Source organism: Kitasatospora sp. NPDC051853 (assembly GCF_044452665.1).
Taxonomy (GTDB): domain Bacteria; phylum Actinomycetota; class Actinomycetes; order Streptomycetales; family Streptomycetaceae; genus Kitasatospora.
In genome coordinates, this window is sequence record NZ_JBITBY010000002.1 from 106,114 (window position 1) to 126,084 (window position 19,971).

Annotated in this window: 24 protein-coding genes; 11 read left to right on the forward strand and 13 right to left on the reverse strand. The window is 74.5% G+C overall.

The annotated features are described in order from the left end of the window. Positions 1–7: 7 nt before the first annotated feature. From ACIA8O_RS05285 to ACIA8O_RS05305, 5 genes are all read right to left on the reverse strand, one after another. Positions 8–1,519, reverse strand: a complete 1,512-nt coding sequence (locus tag ACIA8O_RS05285) for an anthranilate synthase component I (RefSeq protein ID WP_396292195.1) — start codon at positions 1,517–1,519, stop codon at positions 8–10. A 41-nt stretch (positions 1,520–1,560) separates the two neighbouring features. Then, positions 1,561–1,932 (reverse strand): phosphoribosyl-AMP cyclohydrolase, encoded by a 372-nt coding sequence (hisI, locus tag ACIA8O_RS05290; protein WP_396292196.1) that lies wholly within the window; start codon positions 1,930–1,932, stop codon positions 1,561–1,563. Between the two features lie 59 nt (positions 1,933–1,991). Beyond that, positions 1,992–2,468, reverse strand: coding sequence for a hypothetical protein (locus ACIA8O_RS05295; protein WP_396292197.1), 477 nt, complete (start codon positions 2,466–2,468; stop codon positions 1,992–1,994). 64 nt (positions 2,469–2,532) lie between these two features. Next, the gene (locus tag ACIA8O_RS05300; protein ID WP_396292198.1) at positions 2,533–3,216 is read right to left on the reverse strand and encodes a hypothetical protein; all 684 of its coding nucleotides are present in this window, start codon (positions 3,214–3,216) and stop codon (positions 2,533–2,535) included. Positions 3,217–3,288: 72 nt separating this feature from the next. Next, positions 3,289–4,290: a hypothetical protein gene (locus tag ACIA8O_RS05305; protein ID WP_396292199.1), complete on the reverse strand. Its 1,002-nt coding sequence runs from the start codon at positions 4,288–4,290 to the stop codon at positions 3,289–3,291. 143 nt (positions 4,291–4,433) lie between these two features. On the opposite strand from ACIA8O_RS05305, the gene ACIA8O_RS05310 reads away from it, so the two are divergent. From ACIA8O_RS05310 to ACIA8O_RS05345, 8 genes are all read left to right on the forward strand, one after another. Beyond that, complete coding sequence (locus ACIA8O_RS05310; RefSeq protein WP_396292200.1) at positions 4,434–4,967, forward strand: hypothetical protein; 534 nt, start codon at positions 4,434–4,436, stop codon at positions 4,965–4,967. Between the two features lie 79 nt (positions 4,968–5,046). Beyond that, positions 5,047–5,682, forward strand: coding sequence for a TIGR03085 family metal-binding protein (locus tag ACIA8O_RS05315; RefSeq protein ID WP_396292201.1), 636 nt, complete (start codon positions 5,047–5,049; stop codon positions 5,680–5,682). A gap of 89 nt (positions 5,683–5,771) precedes the next feature. Beyond that, positions 5,772–6,548 (forward strand): VOC family protein, encoded by a 777-nt coding sequence (locus ACIA8O_RS05320; protein WP_396292202.1) that lies wholly within the window; start codon positions 5,772–5,774, stop codon positions 6,546–6,548. A 237-nt stretch (positions 6,549–6,785) separates the two neighbouring features. Then, positions 6,786–7,742, forward strand: a complete 957-nt coding sequence (locus ACIA8O_RS05325) for a DUF4129 domain-containing protein (RefSeq protein ID WP_396292203.1) — start codon at positions 6,786–6,788, stop codon at positions 7,740–7,742. Next, positions 7,739–8,290, forward strand: a complete 552-nt coding sequence (locus ACIA8O_RS05330; RefSeq protein WP_396292204.1) for a hypothetical protein — start codon at positions 7,739–7,741, stop codon at positions 8,288–8,290. The genes ACIA8O_RS05325 and ACIA8O_RS05330 overlap by 4 nt, the downstream gene beginning before the upstream one ends. 52 nt (positions 8,291–8,342) lie before the next feature. Then, on the forward strand, positions 8,343–9,395 hold the full coding sequence (locus tag ACIA8O_RS05335; RefSeq protein ID WP_396292930.1) for an AAA family ATPase: 1,053 nt from the start codon (positions 8,343–8,345) through the stop codon (positions 9,393–9,395). A 2-nt stretch (positions 9,396–9,397) separates the two neighbouring features. Continuing rightward, on the forward strand, positions 9,398–10,741 hold the full coding sequence (locus tag ACIA8O_RS05340) for a DUF58 domain-containing protein (RefSeq protein WP_396292205.1): 1,344 nt from the start codon (positions 9,398–9,400) through the stop codon (positions 10,739–10,741). Further along, a complete protein-coding gene (locus ACIA8O_RS05345) occupies positions 10,738–11,388 on the forward strand; it encodes a hypothetical protein (RefSeq protein ID WP_396292206.1) in 651 nt (216 codons plus the stop codon). Before ACIA8O_RS05340 ends, ACIA8O_RS05345 begins: the two co-directional genes overlap by 4 nt. 43 nt (positions 11,389–11,431) lie before the next feature. On the opposite strand, the gene hisF is transcribed toward ACIA8O_RS05345, so the two are convergent. Genes hisF through hisD form a run of 8 tightly spaced genes read right to left on the reverse strand, consistent with a single transcriptional unit; the run spans position 11,432 to position 17,204 of the window. Further along, positions 11,432–12,202 carry an imidazole glycerol phosphate synthase subunit HisF gene (gene hisF, locus ACIA8O_RS05350; RefSeq protein ID WP_396292207.1) on the reverse strand — a complete coding sequence of 257 codons (771 nt, stop codon included), beginning with the start codon at positions 12,200–12,202 and terminating at the stop codon, positions 11,432–11,434. Next, the gene (locus tag ACIA8O_RS05355; protein WP_396292208.1) at positions 12,199–12,630 is read right to left on the reverse strand and encodes a RidA family protein; all 432 of its coding nucleotides are present in this window, start codon (positions 12,628–12,630) and stop codon (positions 12,199–12,201) included. The genes hisF and ACIA8O_RS05355 overlap by 4 nt, the downstream gene beginning before the upstream one ends. Next, entirely contained in the window at positions 12,627–13,349 is a 723-nt protein-coding gene (priA, locus tag ACIA8O_RS05360) for a bifunctional 1-(5-phosphoribosyl)-5-((5-phosphoribosylamino)methylideneamino)imidazole-4-carboxamide isomerase/phosphoribosylanthranilate isomerase PriA (RefSeq protein ID WP_396292209.1), read from the reverse strand. The genes ACIA8O_RS05355 and priA overlap by 4 nt, the downstream gene beginning before the upstream one ends. A gap of 40 nt (positions 13,350–13,389) precedes the next feature. Further along, positions 13,390–14,025 carry an imidazole glycerol phosphate synthase subunit HisH gene (gene hisH, locus ACIA8O_RS05365; RefSeq protein WP_396292210.1) on the reverse strand — a complete coding sequence of 212 codons (636 nt, stop codon included), beginning with the start codon at positions 14,023–14,025 and terminating at the stop codon, positions 13,390–13,392. Positions 14,026–14,053: 28 nt separating this feature from the next. Then, positions 14,054–14,203, reverse strand: coding sequence for a hypothetical protein (locus ACIA8O_RS05370; protein WP_396292211.1), 150 nt, complete (start codon positions 14,201–14,203; stop codon positions 14,054–14,056). After that, on the reverse strand, positions 14,200–14,793 hold the full coding sequence (hisB, locus tag ACIA8O_RS05375) for an imidazoleglycerol-phosphate dehydratase HisB (RefSeq protein WP_396292212.1): 594 nt from the start codon (positions 14,791–14,793) through the stop codon (positions 14,200–14,202). The genes ACIA8O_RS05370 and hisB overlap by 4 nt, the downstream gene beginning before the upstream one ends. 6 nt (positions 14,794–14,799) lie before the next feature. Next, on the reverse strand, positions 14,800–15,900 hold the full coding sequence (locus ACIA8O_RS05380; protein ID WP_396292213.1) for a histidinol-phosphate transaminase: 1,101 nt from the start codon (positions 15,898–15,900) through the stop codon (positions 14,800–14,802). Then, the gene (hisD, locus tag ACIA8O_RS05385) at positions 15,897–17,204 is read right to left on the reverse strand and encodes a histidinol dehydrogenase (protein WP_396292214.1); all 1,308 of its coding nucleotides are present in this window, start codon (positions 17,202–17,204) and stop codon (positions 15,897–15,899) included. The genes ACIA8O_RS05380 and hisD overlap by 4 nt, the downstream gene beginning before the upstream one ends. A 95-nt stretch (positions 17,205–17,299) precedes the next feature. Here hisD and ACIA8O_RS05390 point away from each other — a divergent pair, with 95 nt between their 5' ends. The 3 genes from ACIA8O_RS05390 to ACIA8O_RS05400 are packed head-to-tail and all read left to right on the forward strand — an operon-like array spanning position 17,300 to position 19,967. Next, positions 17,300–18,877 carry an oxidoreductase gene (locus tag ACIA8O_RS05390; RefSeq protein WP_396292215.1) on the forward strand — a complete coding sequence of 526 codons (1,578 nt, stop codon included), beginning with the start codon at positions 17,300–17,302 and terminating at the stop codon, positions 18,875–18,877. Between the two features lie 3 nt (positions 18,878–18,880). Next, a complete protein-coding gene (locus ACIA8O_RS05395) occupies positions 18,881–19,198 on the forward strand; it encodes a hypothetical protein (RefSeq protein ID WP_396292216.1) in 318 nt (105 codons plus the stop codon). 40 nt (positions 19,199–19,238) lie between these two features. Next, a complete protein-coding gene (locus ACIA8O_RS05400; RefSeq protein ID WP_396292217.1) occupies positions 19,239–19,967 on the forward strand; it encodes an LON peptidase substrate-binding domain-containing protein in 729 nt (242 codons plus the stop codon). Positions 19,968–19,971 lie beyond the last annotated feature (4 nt).

Sequence of the window (19,971 nt, forward strand, 5' to 3'; positions counted from 1 at the left end):
CCGGGGGTCAGCCGGAGGCCTTCAGCGTGTTGGCCGTGGCGACGGCGCGCAGGACGGCGGCGGCCTTGTTGCGGCACTCGGTGTCCTCGGCGTGCGGGTCGGAGTCGGCGACCACACCGGCGCCGGCCTGGACGTAGGCGGTGCCGGAGCGCAGCAGGGCGGTGCGGATGGCGATGGCGGTGTCGGAGTCGCCGGCGAAGTCGAGGTAGCCGACGCAGCCGCCGTAGAGGCCGCGGCGGGTGGGTTCGAGCTCCTCGATGATCCGCATGGCGCGCGGCTTGGGGGCGCCGGAGAGGGTGCCGGCCGGGAAGCAGGCGGTGAGCACGTCGAAGGCGGTGCGGCCGGGGGCCACCTTGCCGGTGACGGTGGAGACGATGTGCATCACGTGGCTGTACTTCTCGATCGACATGAAGTCGACCACCTCGACGCTGCCCGGCTCGCAGACCCGGCCCAGGTCGTTGCGGCCCAGGTCGACCAGCATCAGGTGCTCGGCCCGCTCCTTGGGGTCGGCCAGCAGTTCGGCCGCCAGCTCGGCGTCCTCGTGCGGGGTGGCGCCCCGGTGCCTGGTGCCGGCGATCGGGTGCAGCATGGCCTGACCGTCCGTCACCTTGACCAGCGCCTCCGGGCTGGAGCCGACCACGTCGAAGCCGCCCTCGGCGGTGCCGTCCGGGCCGGGGAAGCGGAACAGGTACATGTACGGGCTGGGGTTGGTGGTGCGCAGCACCCGGTAGACGTCCAACGCACCTGCGGCGCACGGTACTTCGAAGCGCTGCGAGGGCACCACCTGGAACGCCTCGCCGGCCCGGATGCGCTCCTTGACCTCCTCCACCGCGGCCCGGTAGGGCGCCCCGCCGAACGGCGAGTGCGCGTCCACCGAGGTCGGGGTGAAGGTGGCCAGGCCCGGGTCGACCGGCCGGGCCAGGTCGGTCTGCATGGCGTCCAGCCGGGCCACCGCGTCCGCGTACGCCTCGTCCACGCCGGAGGCCAGGTCGTTGTGGTTGACCGCGTTGGCGATCAGCACCACCGAGCCGTCGGCGTGGTCCAGCACCGCGAGGTCGGTGGCCAGCAGCATGGTCAGCTCGGGGAGCTTGAGGTCGTCCGGGGTGAGGTTGGGCAGCTTCTCCAGCCGCCGCACCACGTCGTAGCCCAGGTAGCCGACCAGGCCGCCGGTGAGCGGCGGCAGGCCGTCGTCGTCGTGGCGCGGGGTGTGCAGCGCCTCCAGGGTGGCGCGCAGCACCGCGAGCGGGTCGCCGGTGGTGGGGATGCCGACCGGCGGGGTGCCGTGCCAGCGGGCGTTGCCGTCCTGGTCGGCGGTGAGGGTGGCCGCGCTGCGCACCCCGACGAAGGAGTAGCGCGACCAGTTGCCCTGCTCGGCCGACTCCAGCAGGAAGGTGCCCGGACGCTCCCCGGCCAGGCTGCGGTAGAGCCCGATCGGGGTGAGGCCGTCCGCGAGGAGCCGACGGGAGACCGGGATGACCCGGGTGTCCACTGCGAGTTTGCGGAAGGTCTCGAGATCCATGGGGCCTGGCACCGTTCGGTCGGAGGGGGAGGGTCGGTGGTTCAGGAGAGCGGGAGCACGTCGGCGTCGAAGCAGGTACGGGCACCGGTGTGGCAGGCCGCGCCGGTCTGGTCGACCTTCACCAGCAGGGTGTCGCCGTCGCAGTCCAGGGCGACCGACTTGACCGCCTGGACGTGGCCGGAGGTGTCGCCCTTGACCCAGTACTCGTTGCGGCTGCGGCTCCAGTAGGTGCAGCGGCCGGTGGTGAGGGTGCGGTGCAGCGCCTCGTCGTCCATCCAACCGAGCATCAACACCTCGCCGGTGTCGTACTGCTGGGCCACGGCGGGGAGCAGGCCGTCGGCGGTGCGCTTGAGCCTGGCGGCGATCGCCGGGTCGAGCGCGGTGCTGCCGGGGACGGCGGGAGTGATCGACATGGGCCCCATTGTGGCAGCTCGGCCCGGCTCGTCCGGCCGCCGTCCGAGGGGTGTGCGGCTCACTCCGCCGACGGGCTCTCGCACCCCGCCGGCCAGACCACCTCCACGTACAGCCCGGCCCGGCGGGCGGCCGCCACCAGCTCGGCCGGGGCGCCCGGGGTGACGCCGTCCCAGACCGCGATCAGCTCGTCGACCATGCCGACCACCGCCGTGCAGGTGTCGTCGCCGAGGCCGCCGAACTCCTCGGGTGCCAGTCGGTGCACGGCGTTGGCCTGGTTGAGCAGGGCCCGGACGGTGGAGCGGCCGGGGCCGGCGAAGGCGCCCGCCCGGGAGGCGGAGGCGGAGAGGACGACCTCCAGCTTGCCGCCGTGGTCCAGCACCGACTGGGCGAACCAGCTCTCCGGGCCCTGCCCGAGGCAGCTGACGCCGACCAGGTCGTGCGGGGTGTGGGAGGTGACGAGGCGCCAGAGCTCGCCCCGGACGAGCATCTCGCTGAGATCGGACAGGCCCTCGTGACCGGTGATGCCTACGCGCATGAGTGTGTGACCCCTCGGGTGCAGGGTCGTGCCGCAGGCAGGGTACCGGCCGGGCTCGGCCGGGTCAGCTCCAGGAGATCCTGACCCGGCGGGCCGGGCGGTCCAGCCAGGGGCCGAAGACGTTGTTGGCCACGAAGGCCCCGGCGGCGCTGAGCAGGGCGACCGCCACCGGGAGGGTGGGGGCCTCCAGCAGCAGGTACAGCGGGGACTCGGGGATGACCAGGCCCCAGACCGCGAAGGAGAAGGCGGCCATGAAGGTCTCCGCGGCCGGCCCCCGCCGGTCGCGGCCAGGTACGGGCGGCGCGGACGGCGCCGGCTCGGCGGGTGGCGCGGCGGCGGGGCCGTCCACCCCCGGCGGCTTCTGCGGATCGGCCACGACGGCCTGCCGGGAGGCGTCCGGCGCCTTGTCGAGGGAGTACGCGAGCGGGACGGCCAGCACGGTGGCGAGCACGCAGCCCCCGTAGAGGCACCACCGCAGCGGGAGGTAGCTGTCCCGCGCGTCGGCCGCCAGCACGCTGGTGAGCACGCCGAGCACGGTGGTGTAGAGCGCCACCACCTCCACCGGGACGGTGTTGAGCAGCGAACTGATGTCGGCGGTCCGGCCCTTGGCCTCCGGGGTGGCGGCGCCCTGCTGGGGGCCGGCCGCCCGGAGCGTGACGGTCTTCGTCCCGGGCGGGCCGGGGACGGGCACGGCGGCGGCCTCGGTGCGGAGGCGGGCCGCCCTGGCGATGCTGGGGATGGTGCTCATCGGGTCCTCCGGGTGGAGTGTGCACCGCGTCAGCGGGTTCGGCGGGGGCGGGAGGTCTCGTCGGCGGTCCCGTCAGAGGGACACGTCCGGCCCGTCCGGGCGGTCGAGGCAGGCGCGCAGGTCCTGGACGTAGCAGTGGTCGAAGGCGTGCGGGACGGTCACCGTGCCACCGACGAGGTGGCCCAGTACGCGGCCCCGGTGGGGACCGGAGTCGACCATCACGAGGCTGCCGGAGTCGCCGTGCCCGAGCGGGCCGGAGGTGGCGACCTGCCAGACCGTCAGCCACTGCCGGTCGGCGTCGCCGAGCTGGTCGAGCGCGCCGGTGACGGTGCCCCGGCAGCGGCCGGCCCGGCCGCCGTAGACGGAGACGGCGAACGGTCCGCCCGGCGGGCCGGACGCGGGCAGCGGGCCGCGGTGGGTGACGGTGGCGGTGCCGTCCGGCGGAGTCACCCGGACCACCGCGTAGTCGTAGCCGCCGGCCGGCCCGAGGCCCAACGGGTCGTGCCAGTCGACCACTTGGCCGCTCACCCAGCCGAGCGGGGCTCCCCGGCCGGTCGCCGCCACCCCGCCCCGGCCGACGGCCGCCACCCCGTCCCCGCCGGTGGCCGCGACCTCCACCCGGCCGCCGCTGCCGGAGACCAGGTGACCGGCCGTCAGGAAGGCCGGTGCGCCCCCGTGGGTGCAGGTCAGGCCGACGGTGGCCAGGCCACCGGGCGGGGCCAGCACCTGGTCGGTCGGATCGACCCGGGCGGCCGGGACCGGACGGCCGGTCACGTCGATCCAGGTCCGGGGCGGCAGGCCCCAGCGGTCCAGCTCCTCCGCCACCGGCGAGCGGAGCCGGCGGAACTCCTCCCAGCGGTAGCGGCCGGGTCCGGCCTGACCGGTCTCCGCGGCGTTCACCACCAGCAGCGGGTGGGTCCACCGGCCGTCCGCCCCCGGAGCGCTGCCGACTCCCCAGACCAGCGGCTGCCGGAACGGCTCGACACGCCCGAGCGCCGCCCGCAGCGGGGCCAGCAGACCGTTCACCTCCCCGTGTAACCGCACCGTCTCCGGATCCGTGGGCTCCCACCACATGGCCGCCTCCGGTGGCTCGTCCTCCCTCCATGCTGCTGCCGCCCGGTCCAGGCCGCGCGGCCTGGACCGGGTCGGCGAATGTCCTGACGGGGCGGGGTGCGGGCGGACAGAATGTGGGCTCCGGGAGAGCTGAGGGGGCTGGGATGAGGCGGCGTCGGGTGGTGGCCACGGTGGTGGCCGTGGTGGTGCTGGTGGCCGGTGTCGTGGTGCTGCTGTGGCCGGAGCCGGAGCGGAAGAAGGTGGCGGCCCCGCCGCCGAGCCCGAGCGCCTCGCCGTCGCCCAGCCCCTCGCCGACCCGGGAGCGGCTGCCGTACCCGTTCTTCTGGCCGGGCGAGTGCTTCGACCACCCGCAGCTCAGCAAGGTGATCACGCTGCCCGAGCTGCGCCCCTGCGAGGCCCCGCACGACGGCGAGGCGGTGGCCGTGGTCAAGCTCCCCGAGGGCCTGGCCGACGACGCCGACATCGCCAAGGCCCTGCGCGAACTCTGCCGTCAGCCGGCCACCGACTGGCAGGCCCGGCAGCCCTCCGGCGGCCCGTACTTCGGCTACCCGATCGGGCCCTCGGTGAAGTTCTACGGCCAGGGGCACCGCGACGCCTCCTGCACCCTCTCCGCGAGCAACAGCCAGCAGGGCCGCAAGCTCACCGGCCACCTCACCGGAGCGACCGCCTCCCCCTGACCCCGGCCGTCGGTGACCGAGGAGGGGCCTACGAGGTGGACGGCTCAACGCCGCGAGCCGGTCGGTCTAAGGTGGCCGCATGACGAGCTTTGCGCGCGGGGAGCGGGAGCGGCTGGCCGGGTTGCTGGAGTCGGCGGGGCCGGAGGCCCCGACGCTCTGCGTCGGGTGGACCACCCGGGACCTGGCGGCCCATCTGGTGCTGCGGGAGCGGCGGTTGGACGCGGCGGCCGGCATCCGGATCGGGCCGCTGGCGGGGTGGACGGCCCGGGTGCAGGAGCGGTACCGGGCCCGCCCGTACGAGGAGCTGCTGCGGCTGGTCCGCACCGGCCCGGGCCTGTCGCCGTTCGCGCTGCCGGGGGTGGACGAGGCGGCCAACCTGGTCGAGTACTACGTGCACGCCGAGGACGTCCGCCGGGCCGGGCCCGGGTGGAAGCCGGAGCCGGTCGCCCCGTCGATGGCGGAGCTGCTGTGGAAGCGGCTGCCGCTGCTGGTCCGGCTGGAGGCCGGGCGGCGGCTGCCGGTCCTGCTGGTGCTGCGGCGGCCGGACGGCCGCTCGGTGGCGGTGGGCCGGCAGGGCGGGCCGGCGGTCGAGGTCCGGGGCGAGCCCGGCGAGCTGGTGCTGTTCGCCTTCGGGCGCGGCGAACGGGCGGCGGTCGAGGTCGCCGGGGAGCGCGAAGCGGTGGAGGCGCTCCGGGTGGTCCTGCCGTTCGGGTGACGGTCCGTCAGGCCGGGCGGGCGGTTGTCGGTGGGCGGTGGCAGGCTGGGCGGGTCCCGGGCCATCGTCCTCCGAGGGAGCGCTCCGCCATGCTCAGCACCGACTTCCGGACCGGTTCGCCGAACTGGCTCGACCTGGGCAGCCCGGACACTGCGGCGGCCGCCGCGTTCTACGGGGCGGTGTTCGGCTGGTCCTTCGAGCCCTCCGGGTACGGGGCCGGCGGGTACGGCTTCTTCCGGCAGGACGGGAGGACGGTCGCCGCGCTCGGCCCGCTCACCGAGGAGGGCGCGCACTCCGCCTGGACGGTGTACTTCGGGACCCCGGACGCGGAGGGCACCGCCAAGGCCGTCGAGCAGGCGGGCGGCACCGTGCGGGTCTCCCCCGACGACGTCTCCGACGCGGGGCGGCTGGCGGCGTTCACCGATCCGGCGGGCGGCCGGTTCGCGGTCTGGCAGCCGGGCGGCATCGCGGGGCTGGAGGCCACCACCGTCCCCGGCACCTTCTGCTGGGCGGAGCTGCACACGCCCGACCCGCAGGGGGCGCAGGGCTTCTACGGCGCGCTGTTCGGCTGGCGGTACGAGCGGGTGGAGGTGCCGGGGATGACCTACACCGTGCTCTCCACCGCCGAGGGCGAGGACCAGCAGCGCGCCTCCTTCGGCGGCATCGCCCCCGCCCAGCCCGGCCACGACGAGGCCGTCTGGCTCCCCTACTTCGAGGTCACCGCCCCGGACGCGGCCATCGACCGCGCGACGGCCTCCGGCGGTGCCGTCCTGCTCCCCGGCATGGACGCCCCGGGCATCGGCCGGATGGCCTGGCTCACCGACCCCTTCGGCGCCCGCTTCGCCATCATCCGCAGCGAGGACTGACACCCGGGGACGCCCCGGACACCCCCGGACGCGCGGCACCCCTGCCGGACGGCCCGTCAGGGCGGGTCGGCCGCCCCTGCCCGGACGGGCACGGGGTGGCGACCACCCGGGCAGCAGAAGGTGCCTGACGCCTCCTCAGTCACCCCGTCACGGTGATCCGGCTGCTGACAGCGCGACCACTCGTGTGCGAAGCTGCACGAATTCGCTGCACGGGGGACGTACGGGGGAGGCACCGCCATGGGCGGACGTGTGCCCGGGCCAGGGGGGCGGCTGCGGCCGGTACTGGCTCTGGTGGCGGTGGGCTGTCTGGCCTTCGCCGCGTTGGCGCTGCGGCCGTCCGAGGGGCCCGGCCTGCTGGCGGCCACCGGGCCGCTGGCGCGCTACGGCTGGCTGCTCGGCCTGGCCTTCGGGGTCGGCGGGATCGTGCTGGCCGCCAAGGACCGGGCCGTACTCCGCGAGGCGTGGCAGGGGCAGCTGAGCCCGGTGGCCGAACGGCTGGCCGCGGCCGCCACCACGGTGCTGCGGCTGACGGTGGTCGTCCTGCCGCTCTTCCTCCTCCTGCTCGCCGCGAAGTCCTGCGACCACGCCGTCCCGCCCGAGCCCGCCCCGACCCCCTCCCCCTCGCTGAGCCGGGCGGCGGACCCGGGGCGTCCGAGCACGGACACCTCCTGGGTGGAGGTCCTGGTGCTGCTGATCGCGCTCGCCCTGCTGCTGGCGCTCCTGGTGATCGTGGTGGTGCAGGTGGTCCGCTGGTTCCAGGACCGCCGCCGCCGTGGGCGCCGCGCCCGTCTCGGGGCCGGTGCCAAGGCCGGGGCGATCGGCGAGGAGGCGCTGGCCGAGGCGGTCGCCTCCGGCCGCCGGGCGCTGACCGGCAGCGACGCCCGGACCGCCGTGATCGCCTGCTACCTGGCGATGGAGACCTCGCTCGCCGAGTCCGGCGTGGCCCGGCACCACTCGGACAGCCCGGCGGACCTGCTGCACCGGGCCGCCCTGGCCGGGGTGGTGACGGGCCCTCACCCGCAGGCGCTGGCGGCGCTGTTCCGCGAGGCGCGGTACTCCAGCCACCCGATGGGCGAGGAGCAGCTGGCCGGGGCCCGGGCCGCCCTGGACGCCATCGCCGCCCAGCTCGGCCACCCCGCCGCCCCGGCCGTACCGAGCGCCACGTCGACCGCACCGACCGAGGAGGCCCGATGACGGGCCGCTACGCCCAGGGCCGCCCCCGGCCGGACCGCCACGCCCCGGCCGGCCCCCGGCCGACCCGCCGCCGGTCCGTGGGCGCGTGGTCGCTGGCCGTCCTGGCCGGGACGGCGGCCGCCGCCGAGCTCCTGTTGGCGCTGACCGCCGGGGCGGCCGCCGCGACCGCCGGGGCCGTGGTGTTCACGGTGGCCGCGCTGGTGACCGCCCGGTACGTGGCGGGGGCCGAGTCCGAGGACGGCCTCTCCTCGCGGACCCAGCGCATGGTCGAGCAGCGGGTGGCCGGTCTGGGCGACTGGCGCCCGGCGGTGGAGGGTGCGCTGGCCGGCCACGAGGAGGACGTGGCGCTGCTCCGCGCGCGGCTGCTGCGCCTCTACGACGCCCGGCTGACGGAACGTCACGGCGTCTCGCCGCACCAGGACCCGGAGGCGGCCGCCGCCCTGGTGGGGCCGGGCGTCTGGCGGCTGATCGCACCGGACACCGAGTTCGAGGGCCCGGTGCCGCCCGCCCTGCTCCGCTCCGCCGTGGACGGTCTGCACACCGTCTGACCCGCGCCGCCCCACCACCGACGACGACCAGCCATCGAGGAGTCCCGTGACCATCACCGAAGCCGCAGCCCCCGCCGGACCGGTCCCCGCGCTGACCCCGCGTCAGGCCGGGGCGCTGGCCCGCGAGGTGCTGGACGAGGTCGGCAGCGCCGTGGTCGGCAAGCCGGAGGCGCTGGAACTGGTGATGCTCGGCGTGCTGGCCGGCGGCCACGTGCTGATCGAGGACCTGCCGGGTCTGGGCAAGACCCTGCTGGCCCGCTCCTTCGCCACCGCGCTGGGTCTGGACTTCCGGCGCATCCAGTTCACCCCGGACCTGCTGCCCTCGGACGTCTCCGGTGCGCCGTTCTACGACCAGTCGAGCGGCGAGATGGTCTTCCGGCCGGGCCCGGTCTTCACCCACCTGCTGCTGGCCGACGAGATCAACCGCACGCCCCCGAAGACCCAGGCCGCGCTGCTGGAGGCGATGGCCGAGGCCCAGGTCTCGGTGGACGGGGTGACCCGGAAGCTGCCGGACCCGTTCGTGGTGATCGCCACCGCCAACCCGATCGAGTACGAGGGCACCTATGGCCTGCCCGAGGCCCAGCTGGACCGCTTCCTGCTCCGGGTCCGGATGGGCTACCTGGCCACCGACCAGGAGGCGGCCATGCTCCGCGCCCGGCTGGACCGTTCGGCCCCCGAGCCCACCGTGCGGCGGCTCACCGACCCGGCCCAGGTGCTGGCGATGCGCGCCGCCCTGGAGCGGGTCGAGGTGGACGACGACCTGGTGGCGTACGTGGTGGCCCTGCTGGACGCCACCCGCTCCCACCCGCAGATCCAGGTGGGCGCCTCGCCGCGCGGCGGCCTGGCGCTGGTGCAGCTGGCCCGGGCCCGGGCGCTGCTGGACGGCCGGGACTACGTGGTGCCGGAGGACGTCAAGGGCCTGGTGGTCCCGGCCCTGGCCCACCGGATCTCGCTCCAGCCGGAGCTGTGGGTGCGTCAGATCGACGCCGACGCGGTGGTCGCCGGGCTGGTGCCGAACGTCAAGGCCCCGCAGACCGTCCCGGCCGCGCCCACCGGCGGCGGCGTGGGCACCGGCGGCGTGGGCGCCGGGGCCGGACGGCCGTGAACGTGACGCCCCGTCGAGGAGCGGCGGCGCCCGGCGACCCGGCCCCGCTCGCCCTGGCGCAGCCCCCGGCCGAGCCGCCCGCGCACTGGCGGGCCAGCGAGCGGACCCTGCGGCTGTTCACCCTCACCGTCGCGGCGGTGTCCGCCGCCCTGCTCACCGGCCACGCCTGGGTGCTGGCGGTGGCCGCCGGCCCCCTGGTGCTGCTGGTGCTGTCCACCTCCGCCGGTGGCCGCCCCACGGTGGCCGGTGCCGAGGCCGAGGTCTCGGCCCGCCGCTGCTTCGAGGGCGAGACCGTCGAGGTGCGGATCGAGCTGGCGGTGCACGGCGCCTTCGGCCGGATCGCGCCCCGCCCGTACCCGGGCCCGGGGGTGTCGGTGGACTCGGTGGAGGTCACCGGCACCACCGTCACCCTGCGGCTCACCCCGCACCGCTGGGGCCGCTGGAGCCTGGGCACGGTGGACGTGGACGTGTACGACGCCGGCGGGCTGGCCCGGCGCACCGTGCGGGTGGATCCGGGCGAGGCGCAGGTCTTCCCGATGCCCACCCACACCGCGCTGACCCCGATCCCGGTCCGGCTGCCCGAGCGGCTCGGCGAGCACACCGCCCGCCAGCGCGGCGAGGGCGTGGAGGTGACGGGGGTGCGCCCGCACGTCTGGGGCGAGCGGCAGCGCCGGATCCACTGGCCGTCCACCACCCGGCGGGGTTCGGTGCAGCTCAACCAGTTCGCGGCCGAGCGGGCCGCCGACACGGTGGTGCTGCTGGACGTGCTCGGCGACTACTACGACCCGTCCAACGGCGTCTCCAGCCTGGACGAGACCGTCCGCGCCGGCGCCGGGATCGCCCGGGCCTACCTGCGCAGCCACGACCGGGTCGGCGTGCTGTCGATCGGCGGCACCACCCGCTGGCTGGTCCCGGGCACCGGCGGGGGCTACTTCCACCGCCTGGTGGAGACCGTCCTGGAGGTCCGCCGCGACCTCGGCTACCAGGTCCCCGACCTGGCCGGCCTGCCCCGCCAGGCGATCCCGGCCGACGCCCTGGTGTACGTGATCACCACCCTCACCGACCACCGGGTGCTGGAGGTGCTGCGGCACCTGACGGCCCGTGGGAACCCGGTGGTGGTCATCGAGGTGCCGATCGGCTCGCCCCGGCCCTCCACCCGCGCGCTGGGCGCGCTCCGCCGGGAGGCCGCCGAACTCTCGGTGCGGCTCTGGCAGGCGGACCGCGAGGCCAGCCGCTTCGCCCTGCGGGCCCGGGGCGTCCCGGTGCTGCCGCTCACGCCCGGGGCCGGGCTGGACCTGACCCTGGCACCGCTGCTGCGCGCCCGGGTCCAGGGGAGGAACCGATGAACCGTCAGCCCGCCACCCCGCCCGCGGGCCCTCCCGGCGGCCCCTCCCCCGCCCCGCCCGCGGGCCGGCTGCCCGGCCTGTTCGCCGAGCTGGGCTCCGCCGCGTGGACCGCCCGCCTGCTCGGACTGGCGCTGGTGCTGGCCGCCGACGCGGCGGTGGCCAGCACCCCCGCCGCCTGGCTCGCGCTGCTGCCCTTCACCGTCCCGGCCGCCTGGTTCGCCGCCCCGTCCGCGCCCGGCGCCGCGGCGTCCGGCTCGAACTGGCAGGCCGTGCTCTCCCGGCACCGCCCCACCGCCTTCGCCACCGGCTGCGTGCTCCTCGCCGCCCTCGGCGGGCCGCCGCTCTGGCTGGCGGCCGCGTTCACCGCCCTGCTGCTCGGCTACCTGCTGTACGTGGACCGGCTCACCTCCGGCTCCGCCGCGCCGTCCCCCCGCCGGCAGCCGGCCCCGGCCGCCGCGTACGGCGCCGCCGCCCTGGTGCTGGCGGCCGCGGCCGTCCCGGTGGGCCGTGCCGCACCCGGCCCGCTGGTGGCGCTGCTCGCGGTGGCGGGTGCGGCGCTCGCCGCCGCGGTCGCCCTCTGGGCGCCGGGCGGGGTCACCGGGGAGAACGGCACCGAAGGGGACGGCGAAGGCCCCCGGCCGGAGTGACCGGGGGCCTCGTGGCGGAGTGCGGCCCTACCGGACCGGGTGGCTACCGGACCGGGTGGCCCGACTCGCGCAGGCTGTCCTTGACCTGACCGATGGTCAGGTCGCCGAAGTGGAAGACGCTGGCGGCCAGCACCGCGTCCGCGCCGGCGTCCACCGCGGGGGCGAAGTCGGCGAGCTTGCCGGCCCCGCCGGAGGCGATCACCGGCACCGAGACGGTCTTGCGGACGGCCCGGATCATCTCCAGGTCGTAGCCGTCCTTGGTGCCGTCGGCGTCCATCGAGTTGAGCAGGATCTCGCCCGCGCCCAGCTCGGCGGCCCGGCCGGCCCACTCGACCGCGTCCAGGCCGGTGCCCTTACGGCCGCCGTGGGTGGTGACCTCGTAGCCGGAGGCGGTCTCGGTGCCCTCGGGGCAGCGGCGGGCGTCCACCGAGAGCACCAGCACCTGGCGGCCGAAGCGGGCGGCGATCTCCCGGATCAGCTCGGGGCGGGCGATGGCGGCGGTGTTGACGCCGACCTTGTCGGCCCCGGCGCGCAGCAGCCTGTCGACGTCCTCGACGGCGCGGACGCCGCCGCCGACGGTGAGCGGGATGAAGACCTGCTCGGCGGTGCGGCGCACCACGTCGTAGGTGGTCTCCCGGTCGCCGGAGGAGGCGGTGATGTCGAGGAAGGTCAACTCGTCGGCGCCCTGGGCGTCGTAGAGCTTGGCCAGCTCGACCGGGTCGCCGGCGTCGCGCAGGTTCTGGAAGTTGACGCCCTTCACCACCCGGCCGGCGTCCACGTCCAGGCAGGGGATGACTCGTACGGCGAGGGTCACTGCTTCGTACCTTCCAGGGTGCTGGCGAGCCCGGTGCGGTGGGCGTCGATCTCGATCTCGACCATCATCCGGGAGTCGATCAGGCCCTCCACCACGACCATGGTGGCGGCGGGCCGGGCGTCGGCGAACAGCGCGGCGTGCGCGCGGCCCACCTCCTCGGCGTCCCGGACGTGGGTGATGTACATCCGGGTGCGGATCACGTCGGCGGCGGTCAGGCCGTAGGCGGTGAGCGCCTTCAGGCCGATCTCGAAGGCGGCCAGGGTCTGGTGGTACGGGTCGCCCTCGTGGGCGATCGCGCCGTCGACCCAGGCGGTGGTGCCGGCCACGTGCACGTAGTCACCGGCCGCGACCGCGCGGGAGTAGCCGAACTCCGCCTCCCAGGGGGAGGGCCCGGCCAGCTTGCCGCCGACGAGCCGATACTCCGTCATGAAACCGCCTCCAAGGCCTCGGCGAGGGTGAACTTGCCCTCGTAGAGTGCCTTGCCCACGATCGCCCCCTCGACACCCAGGCCGGTGAGTCCGGCGATGGCGCGCAGGTCCTCCAGCGAGGAGACCCCGCCGGAGGCGACCACCGGGCGGTCGGTGGCGGCGCAGACCTTGCGCAGCAGTTCGAGGTTGGGGCCGGTCAGGGTGCCGTCCCGGTCCACGTCGGTGACCACGTAGCGGGCGCAGCCCTCGGCGTCCAGGCGGGCCAGCGCCTCGAACAGGTCGCCGCCCTCGCTGGTCCAGCCGCGGCCGCGCAGGGTGGTGCCGACCACGTCCAGGCCGACCGCGATCCGGTCGCCGTGCTCGGCGATCGCCTTGGCCACCCACTCGGGCTTCTCCAGCACGGCGGTGCCGAGGTTGACCCGGCGGCAGCCGGTGGCCAGCGCGGCGGCCAGCGTCTCGTCGTCCCGGATGCCGCCGGAGAGCTCGACCTTGATGTCCAGCGCGCCGGAGACCTGGCGGACGATCTCGCGGTTGTCACCGGTGCCGAACGCGGCGTCCAGGTCCACCAGATGCAGCCACTCGGCCCCCGCCTCCTGCCAGGCCAGGGCGGCCGCGAGGGGCTCGCCGAAGGACTTCTCGGTGCCGGACGCGCCCTTGGTCAGACGGACGGCCAGGCCATCGCGGATGTCGACGGCGGGCAGCAGTTCGAGGCGGCTCATCGGTGCAACTTTCCTGATCTGTAAGGGAGTTGTCAGGTTGTCAGAGGGTGTTGACCCAGTTGGTCAGCAGCGCGGCACCCGCGTCGCCGGACTTCTCGGGGTGGAACTGGGTGGCCCAGAGCGGGCCGTTCTCCACCGCGGCGACGAAGGGGTGGCCGTGGGTGGTCCAGCTGACCTTCGGGGCGCGGATGTTCTCGTTGGTGATCCGCAGCTCCCACTCGCGCACCCCGTAGGAGTGCACGAAGTAGAAGCGGGTGTCGGCGTCCAGGCCGGCGAACATCCGGCTGCCCTCGGGCACGTCCACCGTGTTCCAGCCCATGTGCGGGACGACCGGGGCGTCCAGCGGGCCGACGGTGCCGGGCCACTCGTCGCAGCCCGGCGTCTCGACGCCGTGCTCGACGCCGCGCTCGAACAGGATCTGCATGCCGACGCAGATGCCCATCACCGGGCGGCCGCCGGCCAGCCGGCGGCCGATGATCTGCTCGCCGCGGACCGCCTTGAGGCCGCGCATGCAGGCCTCGAAGGCGCCGACGCCCGGCACCAGCAGGCCGTCGGCGTCCATCGCGGTCTTGAAGTCGGAGGTCACGGTGACGTTCGCGCCGGTCCGCTCGACCGCGCGCTGGGCCGAGCGGAGGTTGCCCGAGCCGTAGTCGAAGACCACAACGTTCTTTGCCATCAGGGGAGTTCCGTCTCTTGCTAGTGGCTCAGAGGCGCATCAGGCCGGAGGCGAGGCACATCGCGGCGCCGAACGCGAGGACCGCGATCACGCCCTTGGACTGCTTCTGCTTCCAGAACGAGTAGACGCCGCCGGTCAGGAAGAGCCCGACGATGATCAGCAGTGTTGACGCGGTCACAGTGCACCCTTGGTCGAGGGGAGGATGCCCGCCGCGCGCGGGTCGCGCTCGGAGGCATAGCGGAGTGCCCGCGCCAGTGCCTTGAACTGGCATTCCACGATGTGGTGGGCGTTCCGACCGTACGGCACGTGCACGTGCAGGGCGATGGCGGCCTGCGCCACGAAGGACTCCAGGATGTGCCGGGTCATCGTGGTGTCGTAGCTGCCGATCATCGGCGCCATGCCCTCGGGCTCGGTGTGCACCAGGTACGGGCGGCCCGAGAGGTCCACGGTGACCTGGGCGAGCGACTCGTCCAGCGGCACGGTGCAGTTGCCGAAGCGGTAGATGCCGACCTTGTCGCCGAGCGCCTGCCGGAAGGCGGCGCCCAGCGCGAGGGCGGTGTCCTCGATGGTGTGGTGGGTGTCGATGTGCAGGTCGCCCTCGGTCTTCACGGTGAGGTCGAAGAGACCGTGGCGGCCGAGCTGGTCGAGCATGTGGTCGTAGAACCCGACGCCCGTGGAGATGTCGGTCTTGCCGGTGCCGTCCAGGTCGATCTCGACCAGGACGGAGGTCTCCTTGGTGGTGCGCTCGATGCGGCCGGTGCGGGACATGAGGGTTCAAAGCTCCTTGGTGGCGGTGCGGACGGCGTCCAGGAAGGCGTCGTTCTCGGCCGGGGTGCCGGCCGTGACGCGCAACCAACCCGGGACACCGTTGTCGCGGACCAGCACGCCTTGGTCGAGGATCGCCTGCCACACCGCGTGGGTGTCGGCGAAGCGGCCGAACTGGATGAAGTTGGCGTCGGAGTCGGTGACGTCGAGGCCGAGCCCGCGCAGCGCGGTGACCAGCCGGTCCCGCTCGGCCTTCAGCCGCTCCACGTAGCCGAGCAGGGTGTCGGTGTGCTCCAGGCAGGCCAGCGCGGTGGCCTGGGTGACGGCGCTCAGGTGGTACGGCAGCCGGACCAGCTGCACCGCGTCCACCACGGCCGCGTCCGCCGCCAGGTAGCCGAGCCGCAGCCCGGCCGCGCCGAAGGCCTTGGACATGGTGCGGGTGACCACCAGGTTCGGCCGGCCCTCGATCATCGGCAGCAGCGAGGCGCGGTGCGAGAACTCCACGTACGCCTCGTCCACGACCACCAGGCTGGGCCGGGCCGCCTGGGCGGCCTCGTAGAGCGCCAGCACGGTGTCGGCCGCGACGGCGGTGCCGGTCGGGTTGTTCGGCGAGCAGACGAAGACCACGTTGGGCTTCTGCTCGGCGATCGCCGCCCTGGCCGCCGCCAGGTCGATGGTGAAGTCCTCGTTGCGCGGCCCGGAGATCCACTGGGTGCCGGTGCCGCGGGAGATGAGGGCGTGCATCGAGTAGGAGGGCTCGAAGCCGAGCGCGCTGCGGCCGGGGCCGCCGAAGGTCTGCAGCAGCTGCTGGAGCACCTCGTTGGAGCCGTTGGCCGCCCAGACCTGGTCCTTCGTCACCCGGTGGCCGGTGGTCCGGCTCAGGTACGCGGCCAGGCCGGTGCGCAGCTCGACCGCGTCCCGGTCGGGGTAGCGGTTGAGGTTGCGGGCCGCCTCGGCCACCCGCTCGGCGATCCGGGCCACCAGCGGCTCGGGCAGCCGGTACGGATTCTCGTTGGTGTTCAGCTGGACGGGCACGTCCAACTGCGGTGCGCCGTACGGCGACTGGCCGCGCAGCTCGTCCCGGATCGGGAGGTCGTCGATGTTCGTCACGCGTCCGGTACCGTCCAGTCGAATCGAGCCTTGATCGCATCGCCGTGACCGGGCAGGTCCTCGGCGGTGGAGAGGTTGACCACGTGCGCGGCGATGCCCGCCAGCGCGTCGCGGTCGTACTCGACGACCTGCACGCCGCGCAGGAAGGTCTGCACCGACAGGCCGGAGGAGTGGCAGGCACAACCCCCGGTCGGCAGCACGTGGTTGGAGCCGGCCGCGTAGTCGCCGAGCGAGACCGGGGTGTACCGGCCGAGGAAGATCGCGCCCGCGTTGCGGACCTTCGCCGCGACGGCGTGCGGGTCCCGGGTCTGGATCTCCAGGTGCTCGGAGGCGTAGACGTTGACGACCTCCAGGCCCTGGTCCAGGGAGTCCACCAGGATGATGCCGGACTGCGGGCCGCCCAGCGCCTCGGCCACCCGCTCGGAGTGCTTGGTCCTCGCGACCTGCGTCTTCAGCTCGGCCTCGACCGCCTCGGCCAGCTCGGGCGAGTCGGTGACCAGCACCGAGCCCGAGGTCGGGCCGTGCTCGGCCTGGCTGATCAGGTCGGCGGCCACCTCGCCGGCGTCCGCCGAGTCGTCCGCGAGCACCATGATCTCGGTCGGACCGGCCTCGGAGTCGATGCCGATCTTCCCGGCGAAGTAACGCTTGGCAGCGGCCACGTAGATGTTGCCCGGCCCGGTCACCACGTTGACCGGCTCGCACTCCTCGGTGCCCAGCGCGAACATCGCGACCGCCTGCGCGCCGCCGACCGCGTACACCTCGGTGACGCCGAGCAGCTGACAGGCCGCCAGGATGGTCGGGTGCACCCGCCCGCCGAAGGCCTTCTGCGGCGGGGAGGTGACGGCGATCCCGGCGACGCCCGCCTCCTGCGCGGGCACCACGCTCATCACCACGGAGGACGGGTAGACCGCCAGACCGCCGGGGACGTACATGCCGACCCGGTCGACCGGGATCCACCGGTGCGTCACGGTGCCGCCGGGCACCACCTGGGTGGTGTGCCCCTCGCGGCGCTGGTCGCGGTGCACGATCCGGGCGCGGCGGATCGACTCCTCCAGCGCGGCGCGCACCTTCGGGTCCAGCGTCTCCAGCGCCTCGGCCAGCTGCTCGGCCGGCACCCGGGTGGACTCCAGCCGGACCCCGTCGAAACGCTCCGTGAGCTCGATCAGCGCCGTGACCCCACGATGGCGTACGTCCTCCGCGATCGGCCGCACCTTCTCCAGGGCGGCTTCCACGTCGAACTCGGCACGGGGCAGCACGGTGCGCGGGTCGGCAGTGGAGCCGCGCAGGTCGATTCGAGAGATCACGTGACCCAGTGTAGGGAGTGGCCGGAACGCGAGGTCTTTCATTTCAGTCCGTGATACGAAGGGCGAGACAGACGAAGATCACGGGGGAGGCAGCGGTGGAGCGACCGCCGGAGGACTGGACGGCCGTCGAGCGGGGGCTCTGGGAGGCGTTCCGGCACGGGGAGCTGTACGACCTGCGCAGCCGGCGCGAGGACGGCGAGGACGACGTGCTCGGCCCCGCCGAGTGGCCCGAGAGCCGCCACGTACGGGCCGAGGTACTGGCCACCCTGCTGCTCGACGGACCGCCCGCCGCCTCCGGCCGGGTCGCCTCGATCAAGCTCAGCGGCGCCTACGTCACCGGCCCGCTGCGCCTCGCCGGGGCCCGGATCGAGCAGTACGTCGAGCTGCACGACTGCCGCTTCGAGAAGAAGGTGCTGATCTCCGAGGCACAGGCGAGCACACTCCGTCTGATCCGCTGTCTGATACCCCGGCTGGAGGCCTCCCGGCTGGTCACCGAGGGCGACCTCCACCTGGCCCGCTGCATCTTCCCGCAGGGCATCCGGCTGACCGACGCCAAGATCGGCACCGACCTGCTGCTCAACCAGGCCAGCATCGGCGGGGACAAGTTCGGCCGCGCGCTGGCCGCCGACGGCCTCAAGGTCCAGCAGGACTGCGAGATCGAGCGGGCCTTCGTGCACGGCGAGGTCTCGCTGCGCACCGCCCACATCGGCGGCCGGCTCTCCTTCCGCGGCGCCCAGCTGCACGCCGTGCCCGGCCGCTACTGCCTCAACCTGGCCCACATCGCCGTCGTCAACACCATGTACCTCGGCGGCTCGCTGGACGGCGGCTGGGCCGACTCCCACTCCATCTACGGCGACGGCTACGGCGCCCCCGTCCCGGTCGACTCCCCCTCCACCCCGCTGCGCTGCTTCGGCGGGGTCCGGCTGGTCGACGGCCGCTTCGAGAACGCCCTGCTGATCACCCACGCCGAGTTCCACCTGGCGGAGGGTCAGGAGCTCTCGCTGCGCCGCATCCAGACCCCGGAGCTGCGCTTCACCTGCCACACCCCGCCCACCGGCAAGGTCTCCCTCTCCCGCGCCCGGATCGGCAACCTGGTCGACAACCCCGCCAGCTGGCCCCAGGACGGCCACGTCGGCCTCAGCGGCTTCACCTACGAATCCCTGCGCCCCGACCGGCCGTTCAGCGTCGAGCAGCGGATCGCCTGGCTGGAGGGCGCCCTCGGCGAGTACCAGCCCGAACCCTACGAGCAGCTCGCCGCGGCCCTGCGGCGCGACGGCCGCGACGAGGACGCCCGCGAGGTCCTCTACGCCAAGCACCGCCGCCGCCGCACCACCCTCCCCCTGCTCAGCCGCCTCTGGGGCCGCCTCCAGGACGCCACCGTCGGCTACGGCTACCGCCCCGGCCGCGCCGCCCTCTGGCTGCTCCTCGCCTGGGCCGTCGGCACCGCCTGGTTCGCCACCCACGAACCCGCCCCCCTCAAGCCCGACGAGAAGGCCACCTGGAACCCCTACCTCTACTCCCTCTCCAAGGTGATCCCCCTCATCAACCTCGCCCCCGACACCTGGAACCCCGACCGCACCGGCCAGTTCGTCGCCGCCGCCCTGGTCCTCTCCGGCTGGGTCCTCGCCACCACCGTGGTGGCCGGCGCCACCCGGATGCTCCAGCGGGGGTGAGACGTGAACGACTTCGTGTTCGACACCTCGGCCGAGACCCGCGAACTGCTCGACGCCATCGTCGATGAGATGAGCTCCACCTTCTCGATCCCCCGCCCAGAGGCCGTGGCCAGGATCAACGAGCACTGGGGCGGCCTGGACCTGTCCTCCGGTGACGACCTCGTCCTGCACGAGGACGGGTACTACTGGGCGCTCTGGATCTACTTCGACGGCGCGGTGCCCGACTGGAGCCCGCAGGCCGACCGGACCGCCTGGGTGCCACGTGCCGCACCGTCACGCGACTCCGGGCACTGGCCTGCCCAGGCCCGTGCTGACGGGTAATCGGGACGGCGGCGGGCGCGGCTGAACTACGCTGTGCGCCGTGACCGAACGCCTGCCGATCTTTCCGCTCAACACGGTGCTGTACCCCGGGTTGGTGCTGCCGCTGCACGTCTTCGAGGAGCGGTACCGGCGGCTGGTGGCCGATCTGGTGGCGCGGCCGGAGGAGGAGCCGCGGCGGTTCGGGGTGCTGGCGATCAAGGACGGGCGCGAGGTGGCGCCGGTGCGGGAGAACGAAGGGCCGGCCGGGCCGTTGGACGGGCTGGGGACGGTGACCGGGGATCCGTTGGAGGCGCTGCACCACGTCGGGTGCGTGGCGGACGTGGCCTCGGTGCAGGAGCAGCCGGACGGGCAGTACGAGCTGCTGGTGACCGGGACGACGCGGTTCTGGCTGCGGTCGGTGGATGTGACGGGCCCTTACCTGGTCGGTGAGATCGAGCCGATCGAGGAGCGGACGGGTGCCGGGGCCGGGGCGCTGGCCTCGGGGGTGGAGCGGGCGTTCCGCGCGTACCAGCAGAAGCTGGCCGGGGCCAAGGAGGTCAGTCTGACCGGGCAGACCGAGTTGCCGAACGATCCGCAGGTGCTGTCGTACCTGGTGGCGGCGGCGGCCGTGCTGCCGACGCCGGTGAAGCAGGAGTTGCTGGCCTGCCCGGACACCGAGGAGCGGCTGACCAAGGAGCTGGAGCTGCTGCGGCGGGAGACGGCGGTGATCTCCTGGCTGCCGTCGGTACCGGGGGTCGACCTCACCCGGCAGAGCTTCAGCCCGAACTGAGGGA

Bases quoted from the DNA above. Each gene is read 5' to 3' on its own strand.
- ACIA8O_RS05330 (WP_396292204.1), top strand. From the start codon at position 7,739: ATGACGGGCCGCTACGCCCAGGGCCGCCCCCGGCCGGACCGCCACGCC.
- hisB (WP_396292212.1), bottom strand. From the start codon at position 14,793: ATGTCCCGCACCGGCCGCATCGAGCGCACCACCAAGGAGACCTCCGTC.
- priA (WP_396292209.1), bottom strand. From the start codon at position 13,349: ATGAGCCGCCTCGAACTGCTGCCCGCCGTCGACATCCGCGATGGCCTG.
- ACIA8O_RS05315 (WP_396292201.1), top strand. From the start codon at position 5,047: ATGACGAGCTTTGCGCGCGGGGAGCGGGAGCGGCTGGCCGGGTTGCTG.
- hisI (WP_396292196.1), bottom strand. From the start codon at position 1,932: ATGTCGATCACTCCCGCCGTCCCCGGCAGCACCGCGCTCGACCCGGCG.
- ACIA8O_RS05305 (WP_396292199.1), bottom strand. From the start codon at position 4,290: ATGTGGTGGGAGCCCACGGATCCGGAGACGGTGCGGTTACACGGGGAG.
- hisH (WP_396292210.1), bottom strand. From the start codon at position 14,025: ATGGCAAAGAACGTTGTGGTCTTCGACTACGGCTCGGGCAACCTCCGC.
- ACIA8O_RS05285 (WP_396292195.1), bottom strand. From the start codon at position 1,519: ATGGATCTCGAGACCTTCCGCAAACTCGCAGTGGACACCCGGGTCATC.
- ACIA8O_RS05320 (WP_396292202.1), top strand. From the start codon at position 5,772: ATGCTCAGCACCGACTTCCGGACCGGTTCGCCGAACTGGCTCGACCTG.
- ACIA8O_RS05300 (WP_396292198.1), bottom strand. From the start codon at position 3,216: ATGAGCACCATCCCCAGCATCGCCAGGGCGGCCCGCCTCCGCACCGAG.
- ACIA8O_RS05325 (WP_396292203.1), top strand. From the start codon at position 6,786: ATGGGCGGACGTGTGCCCGGGCCAGGGGGGCGGCTGCGGCCGGTACTG.
- ACIA8O_RS05310 (WP_396292200.1), top strand. From the start codon at position 4,434: ATGAGGCGGCGTCGGGTGGTGGCCACGGTGGTGGCCGTGGTGGTGCTG.
- ACIA8O_RS05345 (WP_396292206.1), top strand. From the start codon at position 10,738: ATGAACCGTCAGCCCGCCACCCCGCCCGCGGGCCCTCCCGGCGGCCCC.
- ACIA8O_RS05355 (WP_396292208.1), bottom strand. From the start codon at position 12,630: ATGACGGAGTATCGGCTCGTCGGCGGCAAGCTGGCCGGGCCCTCCCCC.
- ACIA8O_RS05295 (WP_396292197.1), bottom strand. From the start codon at position 2,468: ATGCGCGTAGGCATCACCGGTCACGAGGGCCTGTCCGATCTCAGCGAG.